Origin of the sequence: Streptomyces sp. NBC_00859 (genome assembly GCF_045161865.1) — a bacterium.
GTDB lineage: Bacteria > Actinomycetota > Actinomycetes > Streptomycetales > Streptomycetaceae > Streptomyces.
This window is the reverse complement of record NZ_CP108826.1, coordinates 83,328-106,414: the sequence shown is the minus strand read 5'-3', so window position 1 is coordinate 106,414 and position 23,087 is coordinate 83,328. Positions and strand designations below refer to the sequence as shown.

The following is a 23,087-nucleotide window of genomic DNA, read 5'->3' as shown; positions in this document are numbered from 1 at the left end:
GCCCGTGCGGCCCCGTAGCCCGTGCCCCCGCAGCCCCGCGGCCCGTGCGGCCCCGCGGTCCCGCAGCTCGTGCGCTCGTGCCTCCGCGGCCCGTGCGGCCCCGTGCGCTCGTGCCTCCGCGGCCCCGTGGCCCCGTGCGCTCGTGCCTCCGTGGCCCGTGCCCCCGCAGCCCCGTAGCTCGTGCGGCCCCGCGGTCCCGTAGCTCGTGCGGCCCTGCGGTCCCGTGGTCCGTGTGGTTTGTGCGCCTGTGGTTTGTGTGCGCGTGTGGTTTGTGTGCGCGTGTGGGTTTGTGTGCTCGTGCGGTCCCGCAGTCCCGCGGCTTGTGTGTCCGTGCGCAGTCCCGTGGCTTGTGTGGGTTTGTGTGCTGTGGGGGTGGTGTGGTTCAGGATGCCTGGTCGTGGGTGGGCGGGTGTATGTCCAGTGTCGCTCGCCCGTTCGCGCAGGTGCCGTCGGGGACGGTGAACTGCCAGGAGTGCCGGGGACAGACGATCGCTCCGAGTCTGGGATCGTAGTCCTCGGGGCCGAGGAGTGCTCCCATGTGGGGGCAGGTGTTGCTGATCTCGAGGTCTCCGTTTGCTGTGGTCAGGCGGAAGGATCCCGGTTCGTGGCCGCGGGCTTGTTCCATCCGGGTGCAGTACACGGCCAGGTCTTGGGGGTCGCTGCGGCTGAGGAGCGACATCAGTTCTTCGTTGTAGGCGTTGACCGATGGGCGCCAGGCCTGGAAGCGGAAGGAGAAGAAGAACTCTTCCCAGCTGCGTTCACCGCGCAGGATTCCCGGGACGAAGCGGGATTCCAGGGTGAAACGGTAGTCGTGCTGTGAGGGGGGTGTGTGCTCGTCGCGCTGTATCTGGCCGGTAGTGAAATCGACGCTCCACTGGCCGCCGCCCGTGCCGCGGATATCGAATCCGACGATGCAGTCCACTGCGGCGCAGGCCTTCGGTGCTACCGCGAACAGGGCCTCGAAGTGCGCGGCGAAGGCGGGATAGAGGTCTTGTGTGGGCTCCGGGCAGGCCGAGAGCACGGCTTGTATGTCGGGCGCCCGGCGTTTCGCGTAGCGGGCCGTGTACTCCTCCAGGCGGTCCCAGGCGAAGTCGCGGCGGATGCCGGGATCCTCCCGCATCGTGCTGCTGGTGACGTCCAGTACGTCACCGGGCAGCGGTGCGACGCACCGCTCGGCAAGGCCGGGGTCGGTTTCCTGCAGCCATTGCTGGAGTTCTACCGGTGTGGTGAAGATGGATCCGGGGCCGCGGGAGTGTGTGCGCAGGTCCGGGTCGAGGAGCGCGGGCGGCCCGGCGAAGGCTACGGCCGTGCGGGGCCGCAGTATCTTCATGTAGTCCGCCCAGCGCCGCATGGAGTTGACTTTTTTGGCGGCCGCCAGCTCCCGTTGCCGGCCGGCGGGGAACTCGTAGACGAAGGGGTACCAGGTAGCTCCGGAGTACTGGGCGAGCACCACGTCGATGCGCGGGTGACGCCGGCGCAGGGCGCGCAGCTGGTCACGGTCGGTCTGGCAGTCGTTGAGATTGACGACTACCTCGCCGGTCACGGTGTCCTGCACGATGAGTGCGGAGTCCTGGTGCCGGGCAGTGGGCGAGGTGATCAGGTGCAGCAGGAGCTGTCCGGCGCGCAGTGTCTGGCCGTCGTCCAGCAGGGTGGTGCGGGTGTGGCCGAGGCCCTCCACCAGCCGGTGCCAGCTCGGCAGCGGGTAGTTCGCGCTGATCAGCTCGACCGATTCGTCCAGGCCGCGGAGCACGTCTGTATCGAAGTGGTCCTCGTGGTCGTGGGAGACGTACACATGGGTGGCCTGCGTGAGCAGGTCCGTGCAGGCGCTGTTGTCGGGCAGCTGGTGCCAGCCCGACAGAAACGCGCCGCGGGGGGAGAACCAGGGGTCGCAGACCAGGCGCACGTCCCCGGCCTCGATGAGGGCGCCGGCGTGTCCGAGAAAGGTGATCTTCATTGCGTCCTTCGTCTGTTGCCGGGTCGGCGGCCGGTGTGGGCGACGACGAGATGGCGGAGGAGATTGGGGTCGTTCTGGTCGTGGAACGGGCGTCCCACCAGGCCGGCCCGCAGGCCGGCCGTGCGCAGGGTGTGGGTGAGTTCTTCACGGGTGGGGATCATCAGGATGGAGTGATGGACGCCCGCTACCCGCGGGCCGTGGGTGTCGACGGCGATCATGCGGTGCCCGACGGCTGAGCCGTCGGGCAGGGCGAATCCTTCACTGAGCAGCAGGTGCGGCCGGGCGTGGAACAGGCCGCCTCGCGGGCACAGCTGTGCCCGGCGGCCGTCGTCGAAGCCGGGCGCACCGTCCTCGGCGAGGAGGACGTCGAACACCGCGGTGCCGCCGTCGTGCAGCCGGTCCACCAGTGGAGCCAGCATCCGCACGGCTGCCCGCGGCGTGAAGAAGTTGAGCGCGTCGTAGGACAGCAGCAGACTGTCGAAGCCCCTGCCCGGCGCGTGTGTCCCGGCTGGTTGGGCCGGGCCGAGGAGCCCGGGGTCGGTGACATCGCCGCGCAGGAACGTGAAGCCCTCCGTGCCGTGCAGCCGCTGTCCGGCGTGGGCCACCACCGCGGGCCCGGCGTCGATACCGGTGTAGCGTTCCACACCGCGCTCACGCAGTGCGACGGCGTAGCTGCCCGGACCGCACAGCGGGTGCAGCACGGAACGGGGCTGCCAGGCTGCCGCGCCGGTAAGCCAGTCGAGCTGCCGGCGGATCAGCGCAAGCGGACGCGAGGAGTCCGAGGTCGCGGGGTTCAGCTGTTCCCGCAGCAGCCGCCGGCTGAAGCCGGCGTCGCTGTAGGGGAGGGACGGCAGGGCCGCCAGCTGGTCCCGGTCCAGGCGCACCAGGTCGGGGGCGTGGTCCAGGACGGCGGCGGCGCCGCGGTCCATGAAGGCTTCCGCTATGTCGTCCAGGGGGGTTCCCGCGGAGATCATCAGCACCTCCAGGGCGCGGTGGGGGAAAACTGCTTGCCCACTGTTGTGCGCGGCGTTGGGGGCGGTCAACGAAACTGCTGATTCACGCTAATGGCGAGGGCGCATGCCCAAGGGCGCGCCACAATGCGGCACATGTTCGCAGAAACAGCAGACCTCGTCATCGACGTCGTACCGCACTGCTCCTCGACACCCCGCGACACCTGGAGCGGGCACGACGACGCACGCCCCCTGAGTGAGGCGGGCCTGCGCCAGGCCGACGTCCTTGCCGGCGTGCTGGACGGCACGGTGACGGCCCTCTTCAGCAGCCCGGCGCTGCGGTGCCGTCAGTCGGTGGAAGCCCTGGCCCGGCGGGACGGTGTCGAGGTGACCCCGGTGGAGGGACTGCGTGAGGCCTTCGGTTTCGCCGAGCCCAGGGCATGGGTCGCCGGCCCGTTCGCGCCGGTGGGCGGTGCTATCGGCGGAGCGTGGGCGGCGGGCCGGGCGGCGGGAGTGATCATGGATCTTGCGGCGGGGCACCGCGGCGGGCACGTCGTGCTGTGCTCGCACGGCGACATCATCCCGGCCACGCTGTCCTTCCTCGCGGCCGCGTACGCTCTCCCGCTGCCCGGACTCGTCCCGCGGGGCGGCTGGTACCGCCTGCGGGTGCGGTCCGGGCGGCCGGTCATCTCCTCCCACCGCCCCCACACCACCGCCTGAGCCCGGGAAGCTTCAGGCCTCCACCGCCGGCAAGTCGCCTTGCGCACAGGCCAGGTGGTGCAGCATCACCTCGATACGGCGCCGCGTGTCCGCGTCGTCGGCGGCGGCACACAACGCACGCCGCGGCAGGGCCAGCAGCCGGGCCGCGGTACGGGCGACCGGAGTCCCGAAATGCAGCGCGGCCGTCACCCGGTACCCGACACCGACGGGGCCGGGGCCGGTGTTTTGTCCCGCACCGCGGAGCCCGGCACGGTGGCGGCGTGAGGCGTCCGCCCCCAGATCGGCGATCTCGTCCGCGGTGAGGCGGGCGGCCGGCGCCGATGCCAGGACGAGGGTGGCCAGATCCTCGCCTGCCGGGCCGAGCCCGACCTGCCCCCAGTCCACCGCGACGGTGCCCGTGGCGGTACGAAAGAGGTTCCCCGGGATCAGGTCCCGGTGCACCAGTGTCCGCGGCAGGGTGCGCAGCACTGCGGGCCCGTGCCGCCACACCGCCCGCAGCGCCGCACCCGACCAGGGCGGGAACAGGGCGCGCAGCGCCGGGTCCCGGGAGGTGCACGCCTCGTGCAGATGGTCCGCCAGCCCCGCCCGGTGGGCGGCTGCTCCCTGTTCGGCGAACGGCCGGCACAACCACGCGCTGGCCACCGGGGGGCGGGCGAAGTACCGGGCGTGGAAGGCCCCGAGATCCCCGGCGGCCGCGAGGACCTCTCCCGCGTCCCAGCCGGCGCCCGCCAGCCCCTCGACGTGTTCCAGCCACAGGCTCAGCCGGCCGTCACCGCTACGCTCGATGCCCAGGCAGCGCGCGGTACTGAACCGGCCGGGCAGCTCGCCGAGCAGCCCCGACTCCCGTGCCAGCGCCTCGCGTTCCCACAGGCACCAGTCCCCGGGGCCGTCGCCACCGTCGTCGATCTGGCGGGCCAGATCGCCGGGCAAGGGCTGCCAGGGCCGGTGCCGGAGCCGTTTGAGGACCATCGAGAACCGTTGCGCGCCGGTGCGGGTCAGCGCCATCCCGTGCACGAGGGCCACCCCGTCCGCGGCGCGGCTCCAGCTCTCGTACGCCACCGGTTCCCAGCAGAAACTCCCGATCCGGGCGCCGGGGTCCGCGAGCAGCCTGGCGAGGGGCGCCCGCAGTTCGCTTCGCCGCGGCGGCGGGGGAGGAGGGACCTGGTAGGGCGGGCCGTTCACCGCGGCCCGCCTACGCCGGGCGGTGTGCGTCGGCGACGGCCGCGCGCAGGTAGGCCCGCAGCCGTTCGCTGCTCACCATGTCGAAGCACTGCTCGGCGGCGTCACGGCCGCTGTTCAGGGAGTCGAGCTCATCGGCCCAGCGCCTGCGCAGTACGGCGGCCAGGCGGGAGTGGTCGCCGGCGTCGGGCTGGACGCGCGAGAGGTACTGGATGACATGTGCGAACGCGAGCGCTGCGTGGGTGATGCCGAAGGCCGGCCGCTCCTCGCCCTTCCACGGGGAGTGGAAGTTGGTTCCCGGGGGGAACTCCACTTCCTCGCTCTCCAGGCATTCGTTGAGCCATGAGTGCGTCGCTTCGTGCACCAGGGTCTCGGCCAGACGCAACGGCTCGCCCGACCAGTTGCTCACGACGGTCCCGGGCAGGAAGTCGAAGGTGTAGCTGCGGCAGGTCTCGCCGAGTGCCACCTCGCCGGTGCGGATCACCACGGCGGTGGAGGAGCGCAGTACCTCGGCGCCGACCGCGAGTGCGGCGTCGATGGCGGTGTTGAGGGTCAGGGCGAGCTGTTCGCGTTCCGGGCCGGGCAAGGGCTCGGGCGCGTCCAGGAGATACATCCTGCTGCCCAGCCGGTCGTCCTGCACGGGGGTGCACTGCTCGGCGCTGACCACCAGGACCGGTCCGACCGCGGTGGCGATGGCCTGGGCCCGCAGCGCATCGCGGTTCTGCCACAGGCGCAGGGCCCGTGCCACCCGCTCACCGTCACGGGTGGCGACCGCGGCCTGCACCTGCTGGAAGACGTGGTGCACAAGGGCGTTGTCGAAGGCGTCGGTCTCCGCGTCGTCGCCGGTGAGCGGTGTGTGGGGAGCCACGGAGCGCAGACTTGCCAGCAGCCGGCGCCGGCGGTCGCCCCGGCGGGTGATGACGGCATGGGTGAGGCCCTCGAACATCTCCCGGGTGGTGATGACGGGCAGGGACATGGCAGATCCTTTCGGTACGTACGGCGAAGGGGGGAGGGTGCGGCGGCCAGGGTCAGCGCGTGGCTCCGGCGACCCAGCGGGCGTGGTGCCCCTCGCGCTCCGCCTGGGTGAAGGGACGGAGCCGGCGCATGTAGTCGAAGGGTGACTTGACGCCGAACTGCCGCCGGTTCCAGACCGGATACATGAACGACACCAACTCGGTGACGATGCCGAAACCGGTGATCCGCCCGAGGCGCTCGGGCAGGGTGTCGCGCAGCTCCCGCAGTTCGGCCAGGAGTGTCCCGGCCCGCTCGGCGCACTCCTGGTGGCCGGGGTGCTCGGTGGCCAGCCGGTCGTGGAGCTGGTGGGCGAAGCAGTCGGCGAGCAGGCCGGCGACCCAGGCACGGTCCTCGTCGGCCGGCGGCGCGGTGCGGATGCCCGCCTCGTGTTCGGCGCGCAGCCACTGGCCGGCCCAGGCGCGGGCGCCGGCCCTCAGCAGCTGTTCGGCATCCGCGAGGGGGGAGCCCGCCGGCTGCGGCAGCCAGATGATCTCGGGCGTCTGCGGAAGGGGATGCGTATCACCGCCGAGGACGACCGCGCCGACACCGAGGTCCGTTACGTACCGCAGGCGGGCCCGGGAGAGCACGCGCAGGGCGTCCAGGACGGCATCGCGCAGCGGCTGCCCGGCGGGGCGCAGCCGCGGGGCGTCGCCGGGGCGCCCGCAGTCCTCCAGGACGGCGATCGGCGGGCCGCCCTGCGGTGTGACGGTGCCGGCCGGTCCCTGGGTACCGTCACCGGCGAGGTCGAGGCCGCCCTGCAGGGCTTGCAGGGCCGGCCGCGCCCGGTCGACCGGCTGGAGGACCGCGCTGCCCGCAAGCGTGGAGTCCTCGCCGAGCGCCGCACGCACGGCCCGCTCGGAGGCGGGTTCGCTCCACAGCAGGAACGAGTGGATCGCCCGGCCGTCGAGGGAGTCGTTCCAGACGCGGTTCTCGGACGGGTCGTCGTCGATCTCGGACAGCAGGAACATGTCGTGCTCCAGTTTCGGTAAGGCGGGTTCAGGAGGCGGTGGTGAGTTCGGGGGCGGACGCGGTGGGCAGGGCGGCCGCGACGTGGTCGATGACCTGGCGGCGGTGGTCGCAGTACTCCTCCTCGAAGCCGGTGCCCTCGAAGCGCAGCCGGTCGGGGAGGGCGCCCCCGCGGCAGGAGGCGAGGTGCGAGCAGCCGGCGCACTTGGCCAGCAGGGCCGAGAGGTCGCCGCGCAGCGGCGCGTTGCCGTCGAGGGTGAGCAGGTCGTCGATGTCGGTGAAGTCGCCGACCCTGCTCAGCAGCGAGGTGGGCATGCTGAGCTCGTCGGAGCTGCCTACCCGGCCGTCCGGGTAGAGGGTGACGATGAAGGGTTCCTTGCGGTCGCTGTAGCCGGAGTAACCGGCGGGCAGCCCGGACAGCGAGCGGATGATGCTGAAGAACGGCTCCAGCATGTAGGAGCGGAACGACTTGGTGGAGTGCCAGTGGTCGAAGGCCTCGATGAGGAATTCGGCGTACTCACCCGGGCTGGTCGCCCAGCCCGGCATGCCGACCCCGTCGGGATTGAGCAGCTTCAGGGAGGTGCGGTTCGGCGTCCGGTAGTTCTTGGTGCGGACGTTGAAGTCCAGGCAGCCGGACAGCTTGACGGTCTTGACCGCCTCGAACGCGGCGAGTGTGTCGAGGACTTCACCGGCCCGGCCCAGGACGTGCCGGGTCACCACGGTGATCACTCCCACCTGGCGGCCGCGAGCGGCCAGCAGCTCCAGCGCCCGGACCACCTTGGGGTAGGTGGGACGGTCGGCGAAGTCCACCCGGTGGGAGTTGCCCTTCATGTCACCGTCGAGGCTGACACCGATCTCGATGCCGGGCCATTCCCGGTCGAAGAAGTCCAGCCACGCACCGTCCAGCAGGATGCCGTTCGTCTGCATCGCGACGGACACCGGCCCCGGATAGGCCCGGATCTCCTCGAAGAGCGCAGCCATCTTCTTCCGGCCGATCAGCAGCGGTTCCCCGCCGTGCAGTTCGATGGCCAGCGGCCGCTCGCCGCAGGTCTCCAGGAAACTCCGGAGCAGATCCGGCTTCAGCATCAGCGCGTTCGGATACGGCTTGCGGCGTTCATAGCAGTAGTGGCAGTTTATGTTGCACATTTCCCCGGGGAGCTTGAGCATCACCAGAAGTGTTTCCCCAGGTGCGGGAAGTCGTAGTTCCATGGTCCTCAGTCTCCTCGCGTGAAAGCAGTACGGTCGGCTGCGCAATTCCCGTGGATAATGCTTCTCTTTCCGGGCGCGCCGCGTCAACGCCGAACGGCGGAACTGCGGCTATCCGCAGTGCGGTTCGGGTGTTTTCCCGGTGCGGTCGGCGAGCATTTTCGCCACGATCGAGGCGGCCGGCAGCCACACGGTCTCGCCGGTCAGGTCGCGGAGCCGGTCGACGCGCGGAACGCGGCCGGTCACATCGACGCGTCCGGGGAAGACGGACTCGTAAGGGACATGGGTGATACCGGCCGTGCCGCCGGTGGCCTTCAGGACCAGAGCGGCCAGCTCGGTGATGCTGGTGCTGGTGACGGAGCCGATGTTGTAGAGCGGCCGGCGTGCCTGCCAGGCGCGCGGGGCGGCGCACAACTCCCGCAGCCGGCCGATGAACTGGCCGACGTCGGTGAAGCAGCGCCGCTGGCTGCCGTCCCCGTGCACGGTGAGCGCCACCCCGGCTTGGGCCTGGCCCCAGAACGTCGGCAGCACCATGCCGTAGCGGCCGCTCTGGCGCGGGCCGACCACGTTGAACGGCCGGACGATCAGGACCGGCCGGCGGGCGGCGGCATCCAGACCCAGACGTTCCATCTCCCACTTGCCGGTGGCGTAGCCGGGGGCGCCCCCGTCGTAGGCGAGCGGCACCGAGCGGTCCACGGGCAGCTCGTCGTCGAGCGGGCTGCTGCCGTCGGACAGCCCGTAGACCGCCGAACTGGAGACCAGGACGACAGGGGTCCCTCCGGTGTGACGCAGTACGGTGTCGGTGCCCTCGCGCCCGACACGGTAGGCGTGGTCGGCCATCTCGGCGGCGAGCCGCATGCCGACGACACCGGCGAGATGAATGACCAGTCCGGTGCCCTCGGCCGCCCGGGAGACATCGCCGGCGTCGAGCACGCTGCCGCGCACCAGTCTCACGCCCGGCAGGTCCTGGACGGTCGCGGCCAGCCCGGTGGACAGGTCGTCCAGCACCCGTACCCGGTGCCCGGCACGGGACAGTGCCTCGACGAGGTGCCCGCCGATGAATCCCGCTCCACCGGTCACCAGGACCGGGCGATCGGATTCGGTGAAACGCTGCATGGTTCTCCTTCGGGATGTGCCGGGCCGCGGCGCCCGCGCGCGATCGCGGGGCGCCGCAGCCCGGACGGGTGGCGGTTCAGGAGCGGGAGAACCGGTCGCCGGTGACCGTCCAGCTCATGCCGTGCCGCGCGCAGGCCTCCAGGACCGCGGCGGGACCGGCCGCCCCGCGCGGGGTGACGAGTTGGGTGACACCGAGGCCGGCGGCGATCTCGACGACCTCGGCGAGCGCGAAGTCCTCGTCCGCGGCAAGGGTCACCGCCGGGAACGCACCGGGCCCCAATTCCACCGCGAGCAGGTCCGGACCGTGGCGACGCAGCCAGGTACGGGCCCGGCCGGCCGCCAGAGGGGACTCGTCCAGCCGGTCGCGGTGGCCCGTGCCGAAGCCGGCGGCCCGGCCCTGCACCGCGAACACCATCGAACCCGCAGGGGCCTGACGTGCGGTCAGGGCGGCGACGGTGAGGTCTTCGAGGTCCGTGACCTCCCCGCAGAGGGTCTCCACACCGCCCAGGAACCGGGCCGGCTCGGGAGTCTCGCGCACCAGCCGCAGGCCGTGGAACTCCGTGACGCTGCGCCGGACGGCCGGCGGCGGCGCCGGGCGGCTCTGCAGCACGACCAGGCGTCCGCCGTCCAGCTCCCGCAGCCGCGCCAGCGCCGAGGGCGAGTACCGCGGGGCGATCACACCTGAGGCACCGGCGAACAGCTCCGGTGCGAAGCCGACCGTGCGGGAGACGGCCACGAAGTCGCCCTGGGCGCAGCCGGGGCCGCTCCCGCGGGCGCGGAGCACCGCCGAGGCGGTCGGGCCGGCGGGCTGCGGCCCCCCTGCGGCGGACTCGGCGGCCCGCGCCGGACGGACACCGAGGGCGGCCCCGGCCGGCGCGCCGTGCCGGAGCGCGGCGCAGGCGGCCCGGCCGGTGCGGCTGTCCAGTTCCCTGGCCAGCGCCCAGCCGCCGAGGGCGTCCAGGACGTGGTCCCAGGACGGCGAACCGGCCAGCACATCGAAGGGCTCCTCGCCGGGCACACAGGGTTCCATCCAGGCGGACTCGTTCGGATTGAGCCCTCGGGACAAGGTGATCATGAGTTCTCCGGGCGGGCGGTGGCGGGACGGGGGAGCGGCCGGTGGCTGATCAGGGAGCCCAGTTCGCCCGTCTGCCATCCCAGGTCCCAGACCAGGCAGGAGCGCCCGGCGGGCCGGGTGGCACGGCCGGCGCCGGTGACCAGGCGCAGCCAGCCGGACGCGTGGGCGCGCCAGGTGACCGCGGGCAGTCCGTGCGGCGCGTACTTCGCCCGCAGCGGGACGATGTCGCGGGCCTGGAACCTCGCCCGGCGCAGCCGCGAGCGGTGACCGTCGTGCAGGCCCACCGAGACCACGGTGTCGGCCAGCCCGATCGAGTGGCCCGCGAGCTGGGCCCGCCAGGAGATGTCCAGGTCGGCGAGGGCGGGCAGCGACTCGTCGAAACCGCCGATCTCCTCGAAGAGCCCGCGGGTCATCCCCACCAGCCCGCCGAGGGCGAACGGGAGGAAGAAGCCGTCGTCCAGGACCGGGCACAGCTGGTCCGGCGGGGTGCGGCGGATCACGCGGGCGGGGTTCAGGAGCCGGTAGTCGATCCCGGCGCTCACGATGGCGCTGGACTCCAGCGCCTTGGTCATGGCCTCGACGTAGTCGTCGGCGACCTCGTCGTCGGCGTCGAGGAAGAGCAGCACGTCCGACGTGCCCGCGCGGGCACCGGCGTTGCGGCCGGCCCCGGTGCCGCGGCGGCGGTGCTGGCGGACGACGAGGATGTCCAGGTGGTGTTCGTAGCGGCGGACCACGTCGGTGAGGTGGTCCTGGGAACCGTCGTCGACCAGGACCACCTTCAGCTCCCGGGCCGACGGCTGCCGTGTGAGGGCGGCGAGCTGGCGCCCGACGAGGTGCGCCGCGTTGAGGCACGGGATGACGACGCAGACGCTGCTCACGGGGTGCTCACCAGCCGCCCGCCGGGGCTGAGATGCCGGCCGATGGCGCCGGCCAGCTCGGTGAAGCGGTGGTCGTGGTGCGCGCCCTCACTGTTGTGGAAGACCTGGACGGGCGGCAGGTAGGGCGGGGGATTGTCCAGCAGCAGGTCACGGTAGATCCGGCTCACCTTGCCCAGCGCATAGCCGTTCTCGTAGTGCCGCATGCCCCGCCCGCGGGTGATCACGCGGTCGGTGGCGACACCGACGGGGACGTCGACGTAGATGATCAGGTCGGGGAACAGCGAGCCGGAGGCGTGGTAGCGGTCCAGGGTCTCGCGCGCGGGGGTTCCGTACAGCGCCTCCATATAGACGGCCTCGCTGAAGACGAAGCGGTCGCTGAGCACGCTGCGGTCCCGCAGGAGCCGGCCGACGGCCGCGGCCTGGAGCCGGCGGTCGGTGAAGTAGGCGTCGGCGATCTCCCGCGGGCTGTACGCGTGTTCCTCGTTCTCGCGCACGGTGATGATCTTCCGCGCCGCCTGCGGGTCCAGCCAGGAGTGCTGGCCGATACGGGACAGCCGGTGGCCCCGGCCGCGTACGTGCGCGGCGATGAGCCCGCCGGTCGTGGTCTTCCCCGACCCGTCGATGCCTTCCATGACGAAGAAGCGGTGGCTGGTGGTGGTTGACGGCATCAGTGTGTCCATTCCCGCCGCCCGTCCGGGCCGTCGCGCCTGGCCTGCGGCGTCGTGTGAGGTGCGCGGCAATCGCTCGCGCGGGGCAGAAAGGGGGGGGCGGGTCAGCGGTTCGCCGCCCAGGCGAACGCCGACTCCATGACCTGGGACATCGACGAATAGGTCCAGGTGCCGTAGCGGCCCAGGGCGGTGACGCCCTCGCGCGCCAGGAACGCCGTCGCCTCCTGGGTCACCGCACGGCTCTCGGGGGTGAAGACCACATAGCCGGGGTCACAGGTCAGAACCCGGGTGGCGACGAGTTCATCGGCTTCGCTCAGCAGGCCTACGGCGCGGACCCCGGTGATCACCTGCTCGATGAGGGCGCTGTCGGAGCAGGGCGCTTCCTCGGCCCGCTCGACGACCTCCGCCAGCAGCCCCCAGCCGTCCGGCGGTGCCATACCGGGATCGAACTCCGTCATGAACACCAGGCGGGTGAAGGGCACGTCCTCCCGCGTGTAGTACCGCCAGTGACCGGTGCCGGCCGGGCGCGGACCGCGGACCGCGAGCGCCACCGAACGCACCCGGTTGCGCGGCAGCGCGGCACAGCGCTCCACCAGGTCCGCCGGGGCCGTGCTGCACAGCGCCACGGTGACCGGCAGCGGCAGCGTCGAGACGCAGTCCCGCACGTACCGGAACCGGGCCGTGCCCTGCGGGGTGCGGGCGGTGACGGTGCGCGAGAGCGGATCGATGCCTTCGACGGTATGGCGCAGCCGCAGTCCGGGAACCTGGGCCGCCAGAGCCTGGCTCAGCACCTCCATGCCCCGCCGCCCCGGGCCGGCCGGACGCGGGTACCAGCCGCGGGAGTTGTACCCCTGGGCCACCTCACGACCGGGATCGGCCCCGCGCACGACGTCGGCGACGCTCGGCCGGGTCAGGTTCCAGTGGAAACCGGAAGCCGACAGTTCCGACGGCGGACGCCGCCACAGCTTCCGGTTGTACGGAAAGAAGAACAGCTCGCACAGGGAGCGCCCGAAGGCGTTGAGGAGCAGCTTTTCGTAATCGGCCGCCGGCAGCGGCCGCTCATGGGCGGCCTCCAGGTCGGTGAGGCAGGCCGCGCGCGCGGCAGGTTCCAGGCCGGCGAGGTTGAGCTGGATGGGGAAGCGGGTGTCGCCCGCACTCGTCTCGATCCAGGAGACCGGCGGACAGGGCTGCAGGACATCGCCCAGGAGGGCGGTGACACGTTCCTCGACCACCGGATGGCTGAAGTACAGCAGATGGATGACATGGTCGAACCAGTAGTCACCGATCCGCTCGGTACGCACCAGGCCACCGGGGCGGTCCTGCGCCTCCAGGACCACGGCCTCATCACCGGGACCGGACGCGGCGGCGAGACCGGACAGACCGCCGCCGAGGATGACCGTGTCCGCCTCGACGGCATGATCGGGCCCGGTGCCTGCCGGATTGCGGTTCGCTGACATACCTGCCTCGTGTCCGTGCCGTGGGTGGAGGGGACCGCGCCCGCGGGAGCGGCCGGATGGGACCGGCCGCCCCCGCGGGTTATCGGGGGGCCCGGATCAGCGGGCGACGGTGCCGCCGCCGAGCTGCTCCTCAACGTGCTGCCAGGGGCGGACGGAGACCGCGGACGAGTGGGCGGTGTCCTTGGCGCTGACCGCCTCCAGGCCGTACGTCTTGACCGCGTCGACGAAGGAGTCGAACTCGAACTCGGCGTTCTGGGACTGCGACATCTTTCCTCTCCCATTCTCTCCGGAAGGCAATTCCCTTCCGCTGCACACGAAATTAGCAATGCGTCTCGGGGCGCGGCAATGATTTCCGGCCGCTGAAATTTCCGATTGCCGCAGTTCTGTTTTCCGCATTTCGGGGATGCGGGATGCAGGATGCGGGAACACGGAAAACTCCTTTCCTGCCCGCCGCAGCGGCGGGCAGGAACGAAAGGAGTCGTTCCGTGAGCGGGCGGCTCACAGGAGAGTGACCCCGCTGCCGGCCGCACGGCCGCTGGTGTCGAAGAACAGGCCGGCACGGTCGGCGAGGGTGACGACGTCGTACTCGCGGTGCGCCTGGAGCAGGACCACGAGGTCCGCCCGCGCGACCGCGTCCTCCAGCGACTCCTCGCACCGCAGCGTCAGCCCGGCCACATCGGCCCGCTCCACGTACGGGTCGTGGAAGGCCACTCGGGCACCGAGGCGGTGCAGCCGCTCGGCGACCGGCACCAGGGGCGCACCCCGGTCGTCCGCGATGTCCGGCTTGTACGTGGCGCCGAGCAGCAGCACCCGGGCCGAACGGACACTGCGCCGCTGGTCGTTCAGGATGCGGGTGATGCGCTCGACGACGATGCCGGGCATGGCGTCGTTGATCTCCTGGGCTACTTCGACGATGCGCAGCGGACTGCCCACGCTCCGGCCGCGGAAGGCCAGATACCGGGGATCGACCGGGATGCAGTGCCCCCCGACGCCGGCGCCGGGGTGGAAGGACTGGAAGCCGAACGGCTTGGTGCCCGCGGCGGCGACGACCTCCCAGACGTCGATTCCCATGCCGTTGCAGAAGACCGCCAGCTCGTTGACGAGCGCGATGTTGACCTGCCGGTAGGTGTTCTCCAGCAGCTTTGCCGTCTCGGCGGCGGCGGGCGTGCTGACGCTGATGACCTTCTGCACCAGCGGCTCGTAGAGCGCGGAGGCGGCGTGTGCGCACTCGGGGGTGACACCGCCCACGATCTTCGGCGTGTTGTCCAGCCGGTAGGCCGGGTTGCCGGGGTCGATACGTTCCGGCGAGTAGGCGAGGAAGAAGTCCTTGCCCACCGTCCGCCCGCCCGCGGCGAGCACCGGCAGCAGCAGATCCGTGGTCGTCCCCGGGTAGGTCGTGGACTCCAGCACGACCAGGGCCCCCGGCCGCAGGCGCGGCGCGATCAGCCCGACCGTGTCGGTGACCGCCGTCAGGTCCGGCTGCTCGTCGCGCACCGGTGTCGGCACGCAGATGGCGATCGCCGAGGCGCCGGCCAGCACGTCCGGGTCCGTCGTCGCGGTGAACCCCGCCGCCAGGGCGCCGGCCACCTCGCCGGCGGGAACGTCGTCCACGTAACTGCCGCCCGCACTCAGCCGGGCGACCCGCTCCGCGTCGGTGTCCAGGCCCGCGACCCGCAGGCCGGCCCGGGAGGCGGCCATCGCGAGCGGAAGACCGGCATAGCCCAGACCGACCACGGCGAGATCGTACGGTGCTCTCACAGCCGGGTTCCTTCCGTTGGAGGGGTACGTGTGCGTCCGGATCCGGACGCAGCCCTGCCAAGAGAATCCGGTACCGCCCGCCCGATGTCGAAGAAATTGCGGGTATGCGAAACGGGGCGGCCCCGTAGGCCGCGGATTCTGCCGGAAAGCGCAAACCCCGGCGCCCGGTGCGGACAACACGTGCGGCCTGCGTCGTTAGGATGGCCCGAAAAATTCTCATTCTCCGCACGGAGGAATTTCATGACCGAGAAAACACACTCCCCGCAGGACGCGCTTGCGGCGGCACCGGATTCCTGCCGGCTGATCGGTGTGCGCCGGCGGGAACCCAACGTGATGCCGGACATCGCGGCCTTCCTCGCGCGGTGGGACGACCCGGCGGCCTGGCGCCCCCAAGCGCGGCTGCACGTGAGCAGCGCGGGCAACGTCAACACCGTCGGCCTGACGGGCATCCAGGAGGCCGACGATCTCGACCCGCACCACCCGCGGTGGCGGGAGGCGATCGAGCCCGGGGTCTGGCCCCTGGTGAACATCCTGACCACCGGCGCCTGGCGGCTGACCACGTACGACAGCTGCCAGGGCCATGCCTACGGCCAGGACGGCCCCGAGCCCGCCCTTCGCCGGGTGGGCGTGCTCCCGCGCGACGGCGCCCAGCAGGCCGCGGCCGAGGCGGCGTTGTGCCGCGCGGTCCACGAGGCGATACCGCACACCCCGCCGCAGGTCGCGCTGTCGCTGAACCGCTGCCGGCTCACCTGCGCTCGCAGCGGCGGACACCGCGTCGTACTCGACCTCGGACTCGATCCGGCGGCCCGTACCGGTGGGGACGCCTACGCCGCCGCCGTCGACGAGGCAACGGCCGTCCTGGCCCGCTCCCTGGCCGCGCACTGCCCGGACCCGGGGACTGCCTGCGGCTGCCGGCCGCGCTGAACCCGGCCGGCCGCGCGGCGGGTCAGGCCGACAGATCGAGGGAGCCTAAGCGGCGGGCGCGGACCGAGACCATCCAGTGGAACGCCCCGAACGCCGCCAGCAGCCAGCCCGCCGCGCACAGCAGCGCGGGCGCCGCCTCCACGGCCACGGCGGACAGCGGTGCGCCGCCGACCACGAGCCGCAGGGCCGACAGCGTGTGGGTCAGCGGCACCGCCTGCGCGGCCACCCGCACGGCCGGGGACCAGAACGACGCCGGCACCTGCACCCCGCAGAACGCCATCATGGCCAGATAGGCGCAGTTGGACACCACGTTGCGCCACTGCGGGACGTTGAGCACCGCCATCGCCAAAAACAGGCCGACGCAGTACGTGCCCAATGCCGTCAGGAACACCAGCGCCACGGCCACCGGCACCTGCGCGGCCTGCCAGCGGATCCCGTAGAGCGGCCCCAGGGCGAACAGCGCCACGACCGACGTCGCCACCCCGCTCGCCGGCCAGTGCAGACTGCGGCCGAACAGCACCCAGACCGGGTCGGACGGCGAGGCGATCAGCAGCGACAGGGTGCCCGCGCGGCGCTCCCCGCTCGTGGTCGCCACCACCGCCATCGCGTCGATCACACACGTCATCATCGCGTTGCCCAGGACCAGGAAGCCGACCTCGCCGGGGGAGCCGATGGCGCGGCCGAGGCCGGTGAAGAAGACCACCTGCGCCAGCATCCGGCCGAGCCAGGCGAACAGCCAACTGCGCCACGTGTACGTCGCCTTGAAATCGGCGACCGCGTTGCGGAACCCGGACCGGATGAGCCGGGCGCTCGGAAAGTACATCGGGTGGCCTCTCAAGAGTGGCTGAGGGTGCCGGTTCTGCGGACCCGGCGCAGCACGCGGGCCAGCAGCACGGCACCGGTCAGGTAGCCGGCCATGCCCAGGACGGCGATCATGGCGATCCGGCCCGCCACGTGGTCGACGGCGGCCCCCGACAGGGCCCGGCGCAGCAGATCGGCACTCCAGCTGAGGAAGACCACGTGGGAGGCCGGCCGGATCCAGGCCGGCAGGGTGCTGACCGGCGCCAGCACCCCGCTGAGCAGGAACACGGGATAGTTGAGGGTGTTCTGCACCGTCCGGGCGGTCGGGATCAGCACGAACAGCGGCGAGAGGATACTGGCCGTGCCCGCCATCGCCGCGGCCGTGGCCAGCGACCCCAGCGCCAGGACGACCGGGTGCGGCACGGCGATCCACCGGCCGAAGAAGACACCCGCCACCGTCCAGGACTCCGCCATCGCCACCAGACCCATCAGGCTCACGGCGCAGATCCGGCCCACGACGACGACGGACAGCCGCCCCGGAGTGGCGGTCAGCCCCTCCAGCGTGCCCTGGTTGCGCTCATCGGTGATGATCTCCCCGGCCACGCCCAGCGTCAGCGCCCACTGCCCCATGAGGGTGGGCGCCACCACGGCGTACGAGGTGATGTCCTGCCGGTGCGCGTGCTCGGCGATCGACAGGAAGATCGTGGTGAACAGCGGTGCGGTGAACCAGACTTGCAGCGCGCTGCGGGAGCGCGGGGCCAGGCGCAGCTGGAACCGGAGGGAGACGAGGAACAGACTCACGGTGTCACCGTCATTCCCCGCCGGCCCACCAGGTGCAGGTAGACCTCCTCCAGCCCGGGGTGGGAGGTGCTGATGTGCCGTGCGCCCGCGCCGACCAGTACCGCAAGCGCCGCGGAGGTGGCCTCGCCGCCGTCGGTCTCCAGCGACAGCGTGTCGCCGTCGCACTCGGCGCCCGCCACACCCGGCAGATCCCGGACCAGGTCCAGCAGACCGGGCGCGGCCTGGCGGACCGTGATCCGCTCGAACCGGGTGACCAGGCGGCCGATGGTCGCCGGGCTCTCGGTGACGACCAGTTTCCCGTGATCGATGAGCGTGACCCGGTCGCAGACCGCCGCCGCCTCCGCCATGTCGTGCGTGGTCAGCAGGATCGTGCGGTTCTCCGCGCGCAGTTCGTCGATGAGGGTACGGAAGTCCAGTGCGGCCACCGGATCCATACCGACCGTCGGCTCGTCCAGCAGCAGCAGCTGCGGGGAACCGATCAGCCCACGGGCCAGGTGCAGGCGCTGCTTCATCCCCCGGGAGAACGTGTCGACCCGGGAGCCGGCCCTCTCCGCAAGCCCCACACGCTCCAGCAACTCATCCGCACGGCGGCGCAGTTCACTGCCTCCCACCCCGTACATGGAACCCCAGAACTGCAGGTTCTCCCGGGCACTGAGCCGGCCGTACAGGCCCCGGTCACCGCCGAAGACCAGGCCGATGGACCGGCGCACGGCGCGCGCCTCGCGCACCACGTCCAGGCCCAGAACGCTCGCCCGGCCCGACGACGGCTCCAGCACGGTGCTGAGGATTTTGCACAGGGTGGTCTTGCCGGCCCCGTTCGGGCCGATCAGACCGTGCACCTCACCCCTCTCCACCGTGAGAGCGACCCCTTCCAGGGCGGTGACCTCCCGCTGGGACCCCGAACGGCGCTCGACGTAATGGCGGCTGAGGTCCTGGGTGACTACGGCGTTCAACACTGCCTCCTCATACCGTCGGCCGCACCGCCCCCAGCGGCGGGCACCGCCGTCAGGTCCCGGTCCCAGAAGCCGTGGGCGATGTGCCAGCCGGCATGCAGCAGGCCGCCCAGCACCTGCCCCGCACGCGCGCCGCCGGCGCCGTCCCGGGGATGGACCACGTGCCCACGCAGCGGCAGATCCCCGCCGGCCGCGGCAGCAGCCGACACCAGTGCGCCGGTGGCCGCCCTGCGGTGCTCCGGCGGATCGATCAGAATGTCCACCAGCTCGGCGAAGGGCTCACCCGTGATCTCGTCCGACTCGCCCAGCAGCACCGTGCCGTGACCCACCGGCACACCGGCCACCTCCGCGATGAAGGACCGCCGGCCGGGAGCCGACAGAAGAGACGTGATACCGGCGTGCTGCGGATCGATGACCTGGCCCGGATAGGAGTTACGGAACGCGCACACCAGCCACCGGTGGACCAGCGGATCGTCCGCCGCCCGCGCCGGGCGCACCGTGACGGCGCCCGCAGACGGCTGCCGGTCACCGCCGCCGTACTCGATGTACGTCGTGCGCCGCTGCCAGGGCGCCGGCAGGACCCCCGCACCCGCCACCCGCAACAGCACCCGCCCGGCCAGCGGATGACGCTCCATCACAGACCCCAGCAGGGCGCCGAGGCGGCCGTGCGGAGCCACGAGGCCGGGGGCGCAGTACTCGACGAGGACTTGGTGCACCCCGGTGAACGGGTCGTCGTAGCGGTCCGCCACATAGGGCAGCCCGCACACTTCACCGGCCAGCCCGGCCTCGGCCGCCCGCTCCAAGTACGACACGACGGAGCTCACTTCGCCTCCGGACGGACGACCGTGCGCAGACCGCCGAGCACCTGCCGGGCCGCGGACCGGACATCGACCGCACTGATCCGGCCGATGAAATCGACCTCCGCGCCCGGCGACCAGCCGGCCGGCCCACCGCTGCGCATCGCCAGGAACCGGGCGCACTCCAGCGGCGTGTCGACGCAGGTGAGGATACGCATCTGGGCCTGCCGTCGGGCGGAGGCCAGATCCTCGGGCTCCGGCCCCCGCTCGGCCAGCTCCTCCAGGGTGTCGCGGATGACCTTCAGCGCGGTCTCCCCGTTGCCCGGTTCGACCCCGGCCATCACCCGCCACGCACCGCTCTCGCCGTACCCCCGGTTCCACGCCTGGAACGAGTACGCCAGTCCCGCCTCACCCCGCAGCCGCCGGTACAGCAACGACGAGGGGCTGGAACCCATGAGCTGGGCGAGCACGTTGTAGTGCGGGCGCCGCGGGTCGTGGTTGTGCACCGAGTGCGCCCCCACACACAGCCAGGCGAACTCGTCCGGCCAGGCCGGCGGCGGGGACGGGGCCAGCGAGGGCACCGGGGACGAGGCCACCGGCAGGGTGGCGAGCGAGGCGAAGGCCGAGGCGCTCACACCGGCGGCCGCCGGATCGACTGCTTCCGGGATACGCGGCCCGACCACGACCACCGACAACGCCGCATTCCGCAGGCGCTCCGCGTGGGCGGCGGCCAGCGCTGCGGCGTCCAGGGCCTCGACGTCCGCGCTCAGCCCGCCGACGGGACGGCCCAGCGGGTGGCCGGGGAACAGGTCGGCGAGGATGGCGTCCTGGACCACATCACTGGGATCGGCCGCCCCCGCCGCCAGCTCCTGGAAGACCGCGCGCTTCTCCTGCTCCACCACGCGCTCCTGCCACCGCGGCTCGAGAACCGCCTGCTGCAGCAGACGGGCGACATCGTCCGCGTCGTCGGCGCCGACCTGGGCGTAGAAGAGCATCCGGTCCGGACCGGTCTCGGCGTTCGCATATCCGCCCAGGCGCTCGACGTGCTCACTGAGCGAGGACACGGAGCCCACCGGAGCCGACATGAGCACATGCTCCAGCAGATGGGCGGCCCCGCACTGCCCCTGCGGATCATGCCGGGCGCCATATTTCGACGCCAGACAGATCGTGGTCGTGTGCAGACGCTCATCGATCTGCGCGACGACCGGAATCTCGTTGTCGATCGTCCTGTACTGGTCCACAGTTGACTCCTCGGAAGGAAATTCCCTGCCAATTGGGAATACCGCCACCCGAAGGTGGCGGCATTCCGTTCATCGGGCTGTGATTCAGCGGTCCTGCGGCTTGATCTTGTCCAGACGCGGACGCAGGATCGAGGCGTGGTTCGTCATGATCACTCCTTGTTTGATTCCGGTATTACTGGTGGTGCGAGAAGGAAGCTAGCCGTCACGACTTGCGGTCGGCAAGGAATCTTCTGAATCACGAAATCTGCATCCGGGCGGCCCGCCATATCCCTGCTGAATACGGAAAAGAAACGCATCGCACACGGTGCTCCGCTGTTACGGTGCGATATCTCCACGCCCCGCTCCACTTCCCGCCCGACGGGCAGGAGCGATGCGGCTCCGGCCCGCGCACGGCGTGCCCCCTCAACGACTCCCGGGAGTAAACGTGCAGTTGTCGCTGGAGTCCGTCCGGGCGGTCATGGGACTGCGCCCCGACATCCTGCCCGGCCTGGTACTTGAACGCGCCCAGCCCCGCACGAACCGGCTGGCCGCCACGGTGCTCACCCTCGTCCACGCGCAGGGACTGAGACTGGGCGCCACCGGCAAGGCCCAGCTGGCCGCCGCGAACGCCCGCCGCACCGAATACGCACACCTCACCGGCATCGCAGCCGAGCACGCGCACCTCACGGTCCTCAAGGGGGCCGCGGTGGAACACTGCTACCCGGACGGCATCCTGCGCACCAGCCACGACGTCGACCTGCTGATACCGGACGAGGACGAGCTGTGGGCGGCCGTGGCCGCCGTCGACGCGGCCCGCCCCGGCGCCGAGCCGGCGATGAGCCTGCTGGAGAGCCCCGGCCGCCGCGACTGGGCCGTCGCCCTGACCTGGCCGGCCCCCGAGTCCGACCTGGAATACCCCTACGCCGCGGAGTTCGTCACCGCGGCCTTCACCGGCGACAACTCCACCGTCCCCCTGCGCCCGGGACACCCCGACAACCCCGAGGCCACACAACTCCTGTGCATCGCGGAGGAGTTGTTCCAGCAGAAACCGCGCGGACGCGACGTTCTGGACGCCGCTGTCCTGATGGACGCGACCGGCGACGCGGGCCGCCCCGCGCTGCTGCGGGCGGCAGCGCAGTGGCGGCTCGCACCGGAACTCCTGCGCCTGGCCGAAGCCGTGGCGGCCGTACCACAGCTGAGATGCCGGGCGGCAGCCGGGCTCGCCCAGGACCTGGCACAACCGGCGGCCGCCGAGACAGCGCGACGCAGCACGGGCGCGGACCGCGCACCACGCACCCGCTACGGATTCTTCCTCGGCCGCGGGCCGGCCCTGCCCCGCACGGTGGTCGAGGAGCGGCAGGGCCTGACCATGGTCCGCTGCCCGGTCGGCGGGTTCCTCCTGGTCGACGGGCCGGTCGTCTCCCCGGAACTGGTGGACGCCGCCTGCCGGCAGTGGCCGCAAGCGGCCCTCCCCGGCTGACCCGGGCACGCCGGCCGCACGCGCCGCCGCGGGCGGCAGCGACCGGCCCGCCACCCAACCCCACAACCCGCTGACAAGGAGCCCACCACCGTGACCGAATCCCTGCTCGCCCCCTGGGTCGGCGACGTCCGCGACTTCTTCGCCGCCCACTGGCGCCGCCACCCCGCAGTGTTCACCCCCGACCCCGCTCCTGCCCCGCCCCTCACCCTCGAAGACGTCGATACCGCACTGGCCACCGGATTCCTGCGCACGCCCTATGCGGAGATGTGGGCGGACGGCAAGATGCTCTCCGGACGCCACTACACCACCAGCCGTACGGTCGCCCGGGACAAGCCCGACGGCTTCGTCGACACCGGAAAGATCGGCACCCTGCTGGACGAGGGCGCCACGCTGCTGCTGCGCAGTCTCGACCAATGGCACGCCCCGACAAGGGAGTTCATCACCGCACTGGCGCAGGAGATGGGCCGGCCCATCGAGTCCTTCTGCTTCATCACCCCGGCCGGCAGCCCCGGGCTGCCCCTGCACCGTGACGACGCCGACGTACTGGTCCTCCAGATCGCCGGGTCCAAGCGCTGGGCCGTCCACGAGGGACCGGCCGGAGCCGACTGGCACGCCGGACGCATCACCGCGGACGAGCCGCAGCCCGCGCAGATCGCCGACCACGTCCTCAGCCCCGGACACGTCCTCTACGTACCCCGCGGATTCGCGCACCGGGCCACCGGCCAGGAAGGCCTTTCCGTGCACCTCTCGCTGACCGTCCGCGAGGTCGCCACCGCCGACCTGTCGGCCGCACTCGGCGAGGGCATCGGCGAAGGCGTCACCCGCCAACGGCTGCCGCTGAGCGACCAGGACGTGGAGGACACCGCCGCGGCCCTGCTGGACGCAGCCCGCCACCGGCTCGACGCTCTCACCCCGAAGGACCTCGTGGAACTGGCCCGCCGCGCCCGCATCGACCGCATGCCCACGGCCGCCGAGCCCCTGTCCCTCACCGCACTCGGCGGCTCCGCCCCGCCCGGCACACCGCCCCTGTCATGACCGGGCGGCTCCACACCTCGTGACGCCGGGCCGAGCAGACACGGACCGGACGTCTTTGATTCCGCGCTGATCCGGCGCTGATCCGGCGCGGATCGGGTGGCGATCGCTGCCTGCCACGGTGAGCGAGTCGATGGC

The 23,087-nt window shown here is 71.9% G+C and carries 22 protein-coding genes; 4 read left to right on the top strand and 18 right to left on the bottom strand.

What is annotated here, in order from left to right:
• Positions 1–382: 382 nt before the first annotated feature.
• Together OG584_RS00470 and OG584_RS00465 are read right to left on the bottom strand one after the other, a co-directional pair.
• The gene (locus OG584_RS00470) at positions 383–1,954 is read right to left on the bottom strand and encodes an MBL fold metallo-hydrolase (RefSeq protein WP_405773794.1); all 1,572 of its coding nucleotides are present in this window, start codon (positions 1,952–1,954) and stop codon (positions 383–385) included.
• Positions 1,951–2,997, bottom strand: coding sequence for a class I SAM-dependent methyltransferase (locus tag OG584_RS00465; RefSeq protein ID WP_405773792.1), 1,047 nt, complete (start codon positions 2,995–2,997; stop codon positions 1,951–1,953). Before OG584_RS00465 ends, OG584_RS00470 begins: the two co-directional genes overlap by 4 nt.
• A 63-nt stretch (positions 2,998–3,060) precedes the next feature.
• On the opposite strand from OG584_RS00465, the gene OG584_RS00460 reads away from it, so the two are divergent.
• Positions 3,061–3,624, top strand: a complete 564-nt coding sequence (locus OG584_RS00460; RefSeq protein WP_405773790.1) for a histidine phosphatase family protein — start codon at positions 3,061–3,063, stop codon at positions 3,622–3,624.
• Positions 3,625–3,636: 12 nt separating this feature from the next.
• Here OG584_RS00460 and OG584_RS00455 read toward each other — a convergent pair whose 3' ends face one another.
• From OG584_RS00455 to OG584_RS00405, 11 genes are all read right to left on the bottom strand, one after another.
• On the bottom strand, positions 3,637–4,806 hold the full coding sequence (locus OG584_RS00455) for a phosphotransferase (protein ID WP_405773788.1): 1,170 nt from the start codon (positions 4,804–4,806) through the stop codon (positions 3,637–3,639).
• Between the two features lie 10 nt (positions 4,807–4,816).
• Positions 4,817–5,779: an aKG-HExxH-type peptide beta-hydroxylase gene (locus tag OG584_RS00450; RefSeq protein ID WP_405773786.1), complete on the bottom strand. Its 963-nt coding sequence runs from the start codon at positions 5,777–5,779 to the stop codon at positions 4,817–4,819.
• A gap of 52 nt (positions 5,780–5,831) precedes the next feature.
• Positions 5,832–6,785, bottom strand: a complete 954-nt coding sequence (locus OG584_RS00445) for a hypothetical protein (RefSeq protein ID WP_405773784.1) — start codon at positions 6,783–6,785, stop codon at positions 5,832–5,834.
• A gap of 28 nt (positions 6,786–6,813) precedes the next feature.
• Positions 6,814–7,950 (bottom strand): radical SAM protein, encoded by a 1,137-nt coding sequence (locus tag OG584_RS00440; RefSeq protein ID WP_405773782.1) that lies wholly within the window; start codon positions 7,948–7,950, stop codon positions 6,814–6,816.
• Positions 7,951–8,100: 150 nt separating this feature from the next.
• Positions 8,101–9,105, bottom strand: coding sequence for an NAD-dependent epimerase/dehydratase family protein (locus tag OG584_RS00435; RefSeq protein WP_405773780.1), 1,005 nt, complete (start codon positions 9,103–9,105; stop codon positions 8,101–8,103).
• A gap of 76 nt (positions 9,106–9,181) precedes the next feature.
• On the bottom strand, positions 9,182–10,180 hold the full coding sequence (locus OG584_RS00430) for a hypothetical protein (protein WP_405773778.1): 999 nt from the start codon (positions 10,178–10,180) through the stop codon (positions 9,182–9,184).
• Positions 10,177–11,058 (bottom strand): glycosyltransferase family 2 protein, encoded by an 882-nt coding sequence (locus tag OG584_RS00425; RefSeq protein ID WP_405773776.1) that lies wholly within the window; start codon positions 11,056–11,058, stop codon positions 10,177–10,179. Before OG584_RS00425 ends, OG584_RS00430 begins: the two co-directional genes overlap by 4 nt.
• Positions 11,055–11,726 carry a dTMP kinase gene (locus tag OG584_RS00420; protein ID WP_405773774.1) on the bottom strand — a complete coding sequence of 224 codons (672 nt, stop codon included), beginning with the start codon at positions 11,724–11,726 and terminating at the stop codon, positions 11,055–11,057. The genes OG584_RS00425 and OG584_RS00420 overlap by 4 nt, the downstream gene beginning before the upstream one ends.
• Before the next feature lie 104 nt (positions 11,727–11,830).
• Positions 11,831–13,183 carry a protoporphyrinogen/coproporphyrinogen oxidase gene (locus OG584_RS00415; protein WP_405773772.1) on the bottom strand — a complete coding sequence of 451 codons (1,353 nt, stop codon included), beginning with the start codon at positions 13,181–13,183 and terminating at the stop codon, positions 11,831–11,833.
• 96 nt (positions 13,184–13,279) lie between these two features.
• Positions 13,280–13,450, bottom strand: coding sequence for a hypothetical protein (locus OG584_RS00410; RefSeq protein WP_405773770.1), 171 nt, complete (start codon positions 13,448–13,450; stop codon positions 13,280–13,282).
• Between the two features lie 231 nt (positions 13,451–13,681).
• Entirely contained in the window at positions 13,682–14,941 is a 1,260-nt protein-coding gene (locus OG584_RS00405; protein WP_405773768.1) for a nucleotide sugar dehydrogenase, read from the bottom strand.
• 240 nt (positions 14,942–15,181) lie between these two features.
• Between OG584_RS00405 and OG584_RS00400 the strand changes: the two genes are divergently transcribed.
• Positions 15,182–15,865: a hypothetical protein gene (locus OG584_RS00400; protein WP_405773766.1), complete on the top strand. Its 684-nt coding sequence runs from the start codon at positions 15,182–15,184 to the stop codon at positions 15,863–15,865.
• 22 nt (positions 15,866–15,887) lie between these two features.
• Here the strand turns inward: OG584_RS00400 and OG584_RS00395 are convergent, their stop codons facing one another.
• The 5 genes from OG584_RS00395 to OG584_RS00375 are packed head-to-tail and all read right to left on the bottom strand — an operon-like array spanning position 15,888 to position 20,458.
• Positions 15,888–16,688 carry an ABC transporter permease gene (locus tag OG584_RS00395; RefSeq protein ID WP_405773764.1) on the bottom strand — a complete coding sequence of 267 codons (801 nt, stop codon included), beginning with the start codon at positions 16,686–16,688 and terminating at the stop codon, positions 15,888–15,890.
• Positions 16,689–16,699: 11 nt separating this feature from the next.
• Positions 16,700–17,467: an ABC transporter permease gene (locus OG584_RS00390; RefSeq protein ID WP_405773762.1), complete on the bottom strand. Its 768-nt coding sequence runs from the start codon at positions 17,465–17,467 to the stop codon at positions 16,700–16,702.
• A complete protein-coding gene (locus tag OG584_RS00385) occupies positions 17,464–18,420 on the bottom strand; it encodes an ABC transporter ATP-binding protein (protein ID WP_405773760.1) in 957 nt (318 codons plus the stop codon). The genes OG584_RS00390 and OG584_RS00385 overlap by 4 nt, the downstream gene beginning before the upstream one ends.
• A complete protein-coding gene (locus OG584_RS00380; protein WP_405773758.1) occupies positions 18,417–19,244 on the bottom strand; it encodes a hypothetical protein in 828 nt (275 codons plus the stop codon). Before OG584_RS00380 ends, OG584_RS00385 begins: the two co-directional genes overlap by 4 nt.
• Positions 19,241–20,458: a M16 family metallopeptidase gene (locus tag OG584_RS00375; RefSeq protein WP_405773756.1), complete on the bottom strand. Its 1,218-nt coding sequence runs from the start codon at positions 20,456–20,458 to the stop codon at positions 19,241–19,243. The genes OG584_RS00380 and OG584_RS00375 overlap by 4 nt, the downstream gene beginning before the upstream one ends.
• Positions 20,459–20,882: 424 nt before the next feature.
• On the opposite strand from OG584_RS00375, the gene OG584_RS00370 reads away from it, so the two are divergent.
• Complete coding sequence (locus OG584_RS00370; protein ID WP_405773754.1) at positions 20,883–21,917, top strand: hypothetical protein; 1,035 nt, start codon at positions 20,883–20,885, stop codon at positions 21,915–21,917.
• A gap of 90 nt (positions 21,918–22,007) precedes the next feature.
• Complete coding sequence (locus OG584_RS00365; protein WP_405773752.1) at positions 22,008–22,952, top strand: JmjC domain-containing protein; 945 nt, start codon at positions 22,008–22,010, stop codon at positions 22,950–22,952.
• The last annotated feature ends 135 nt before the right edge of the window (positions 22,953–23,087 follow it).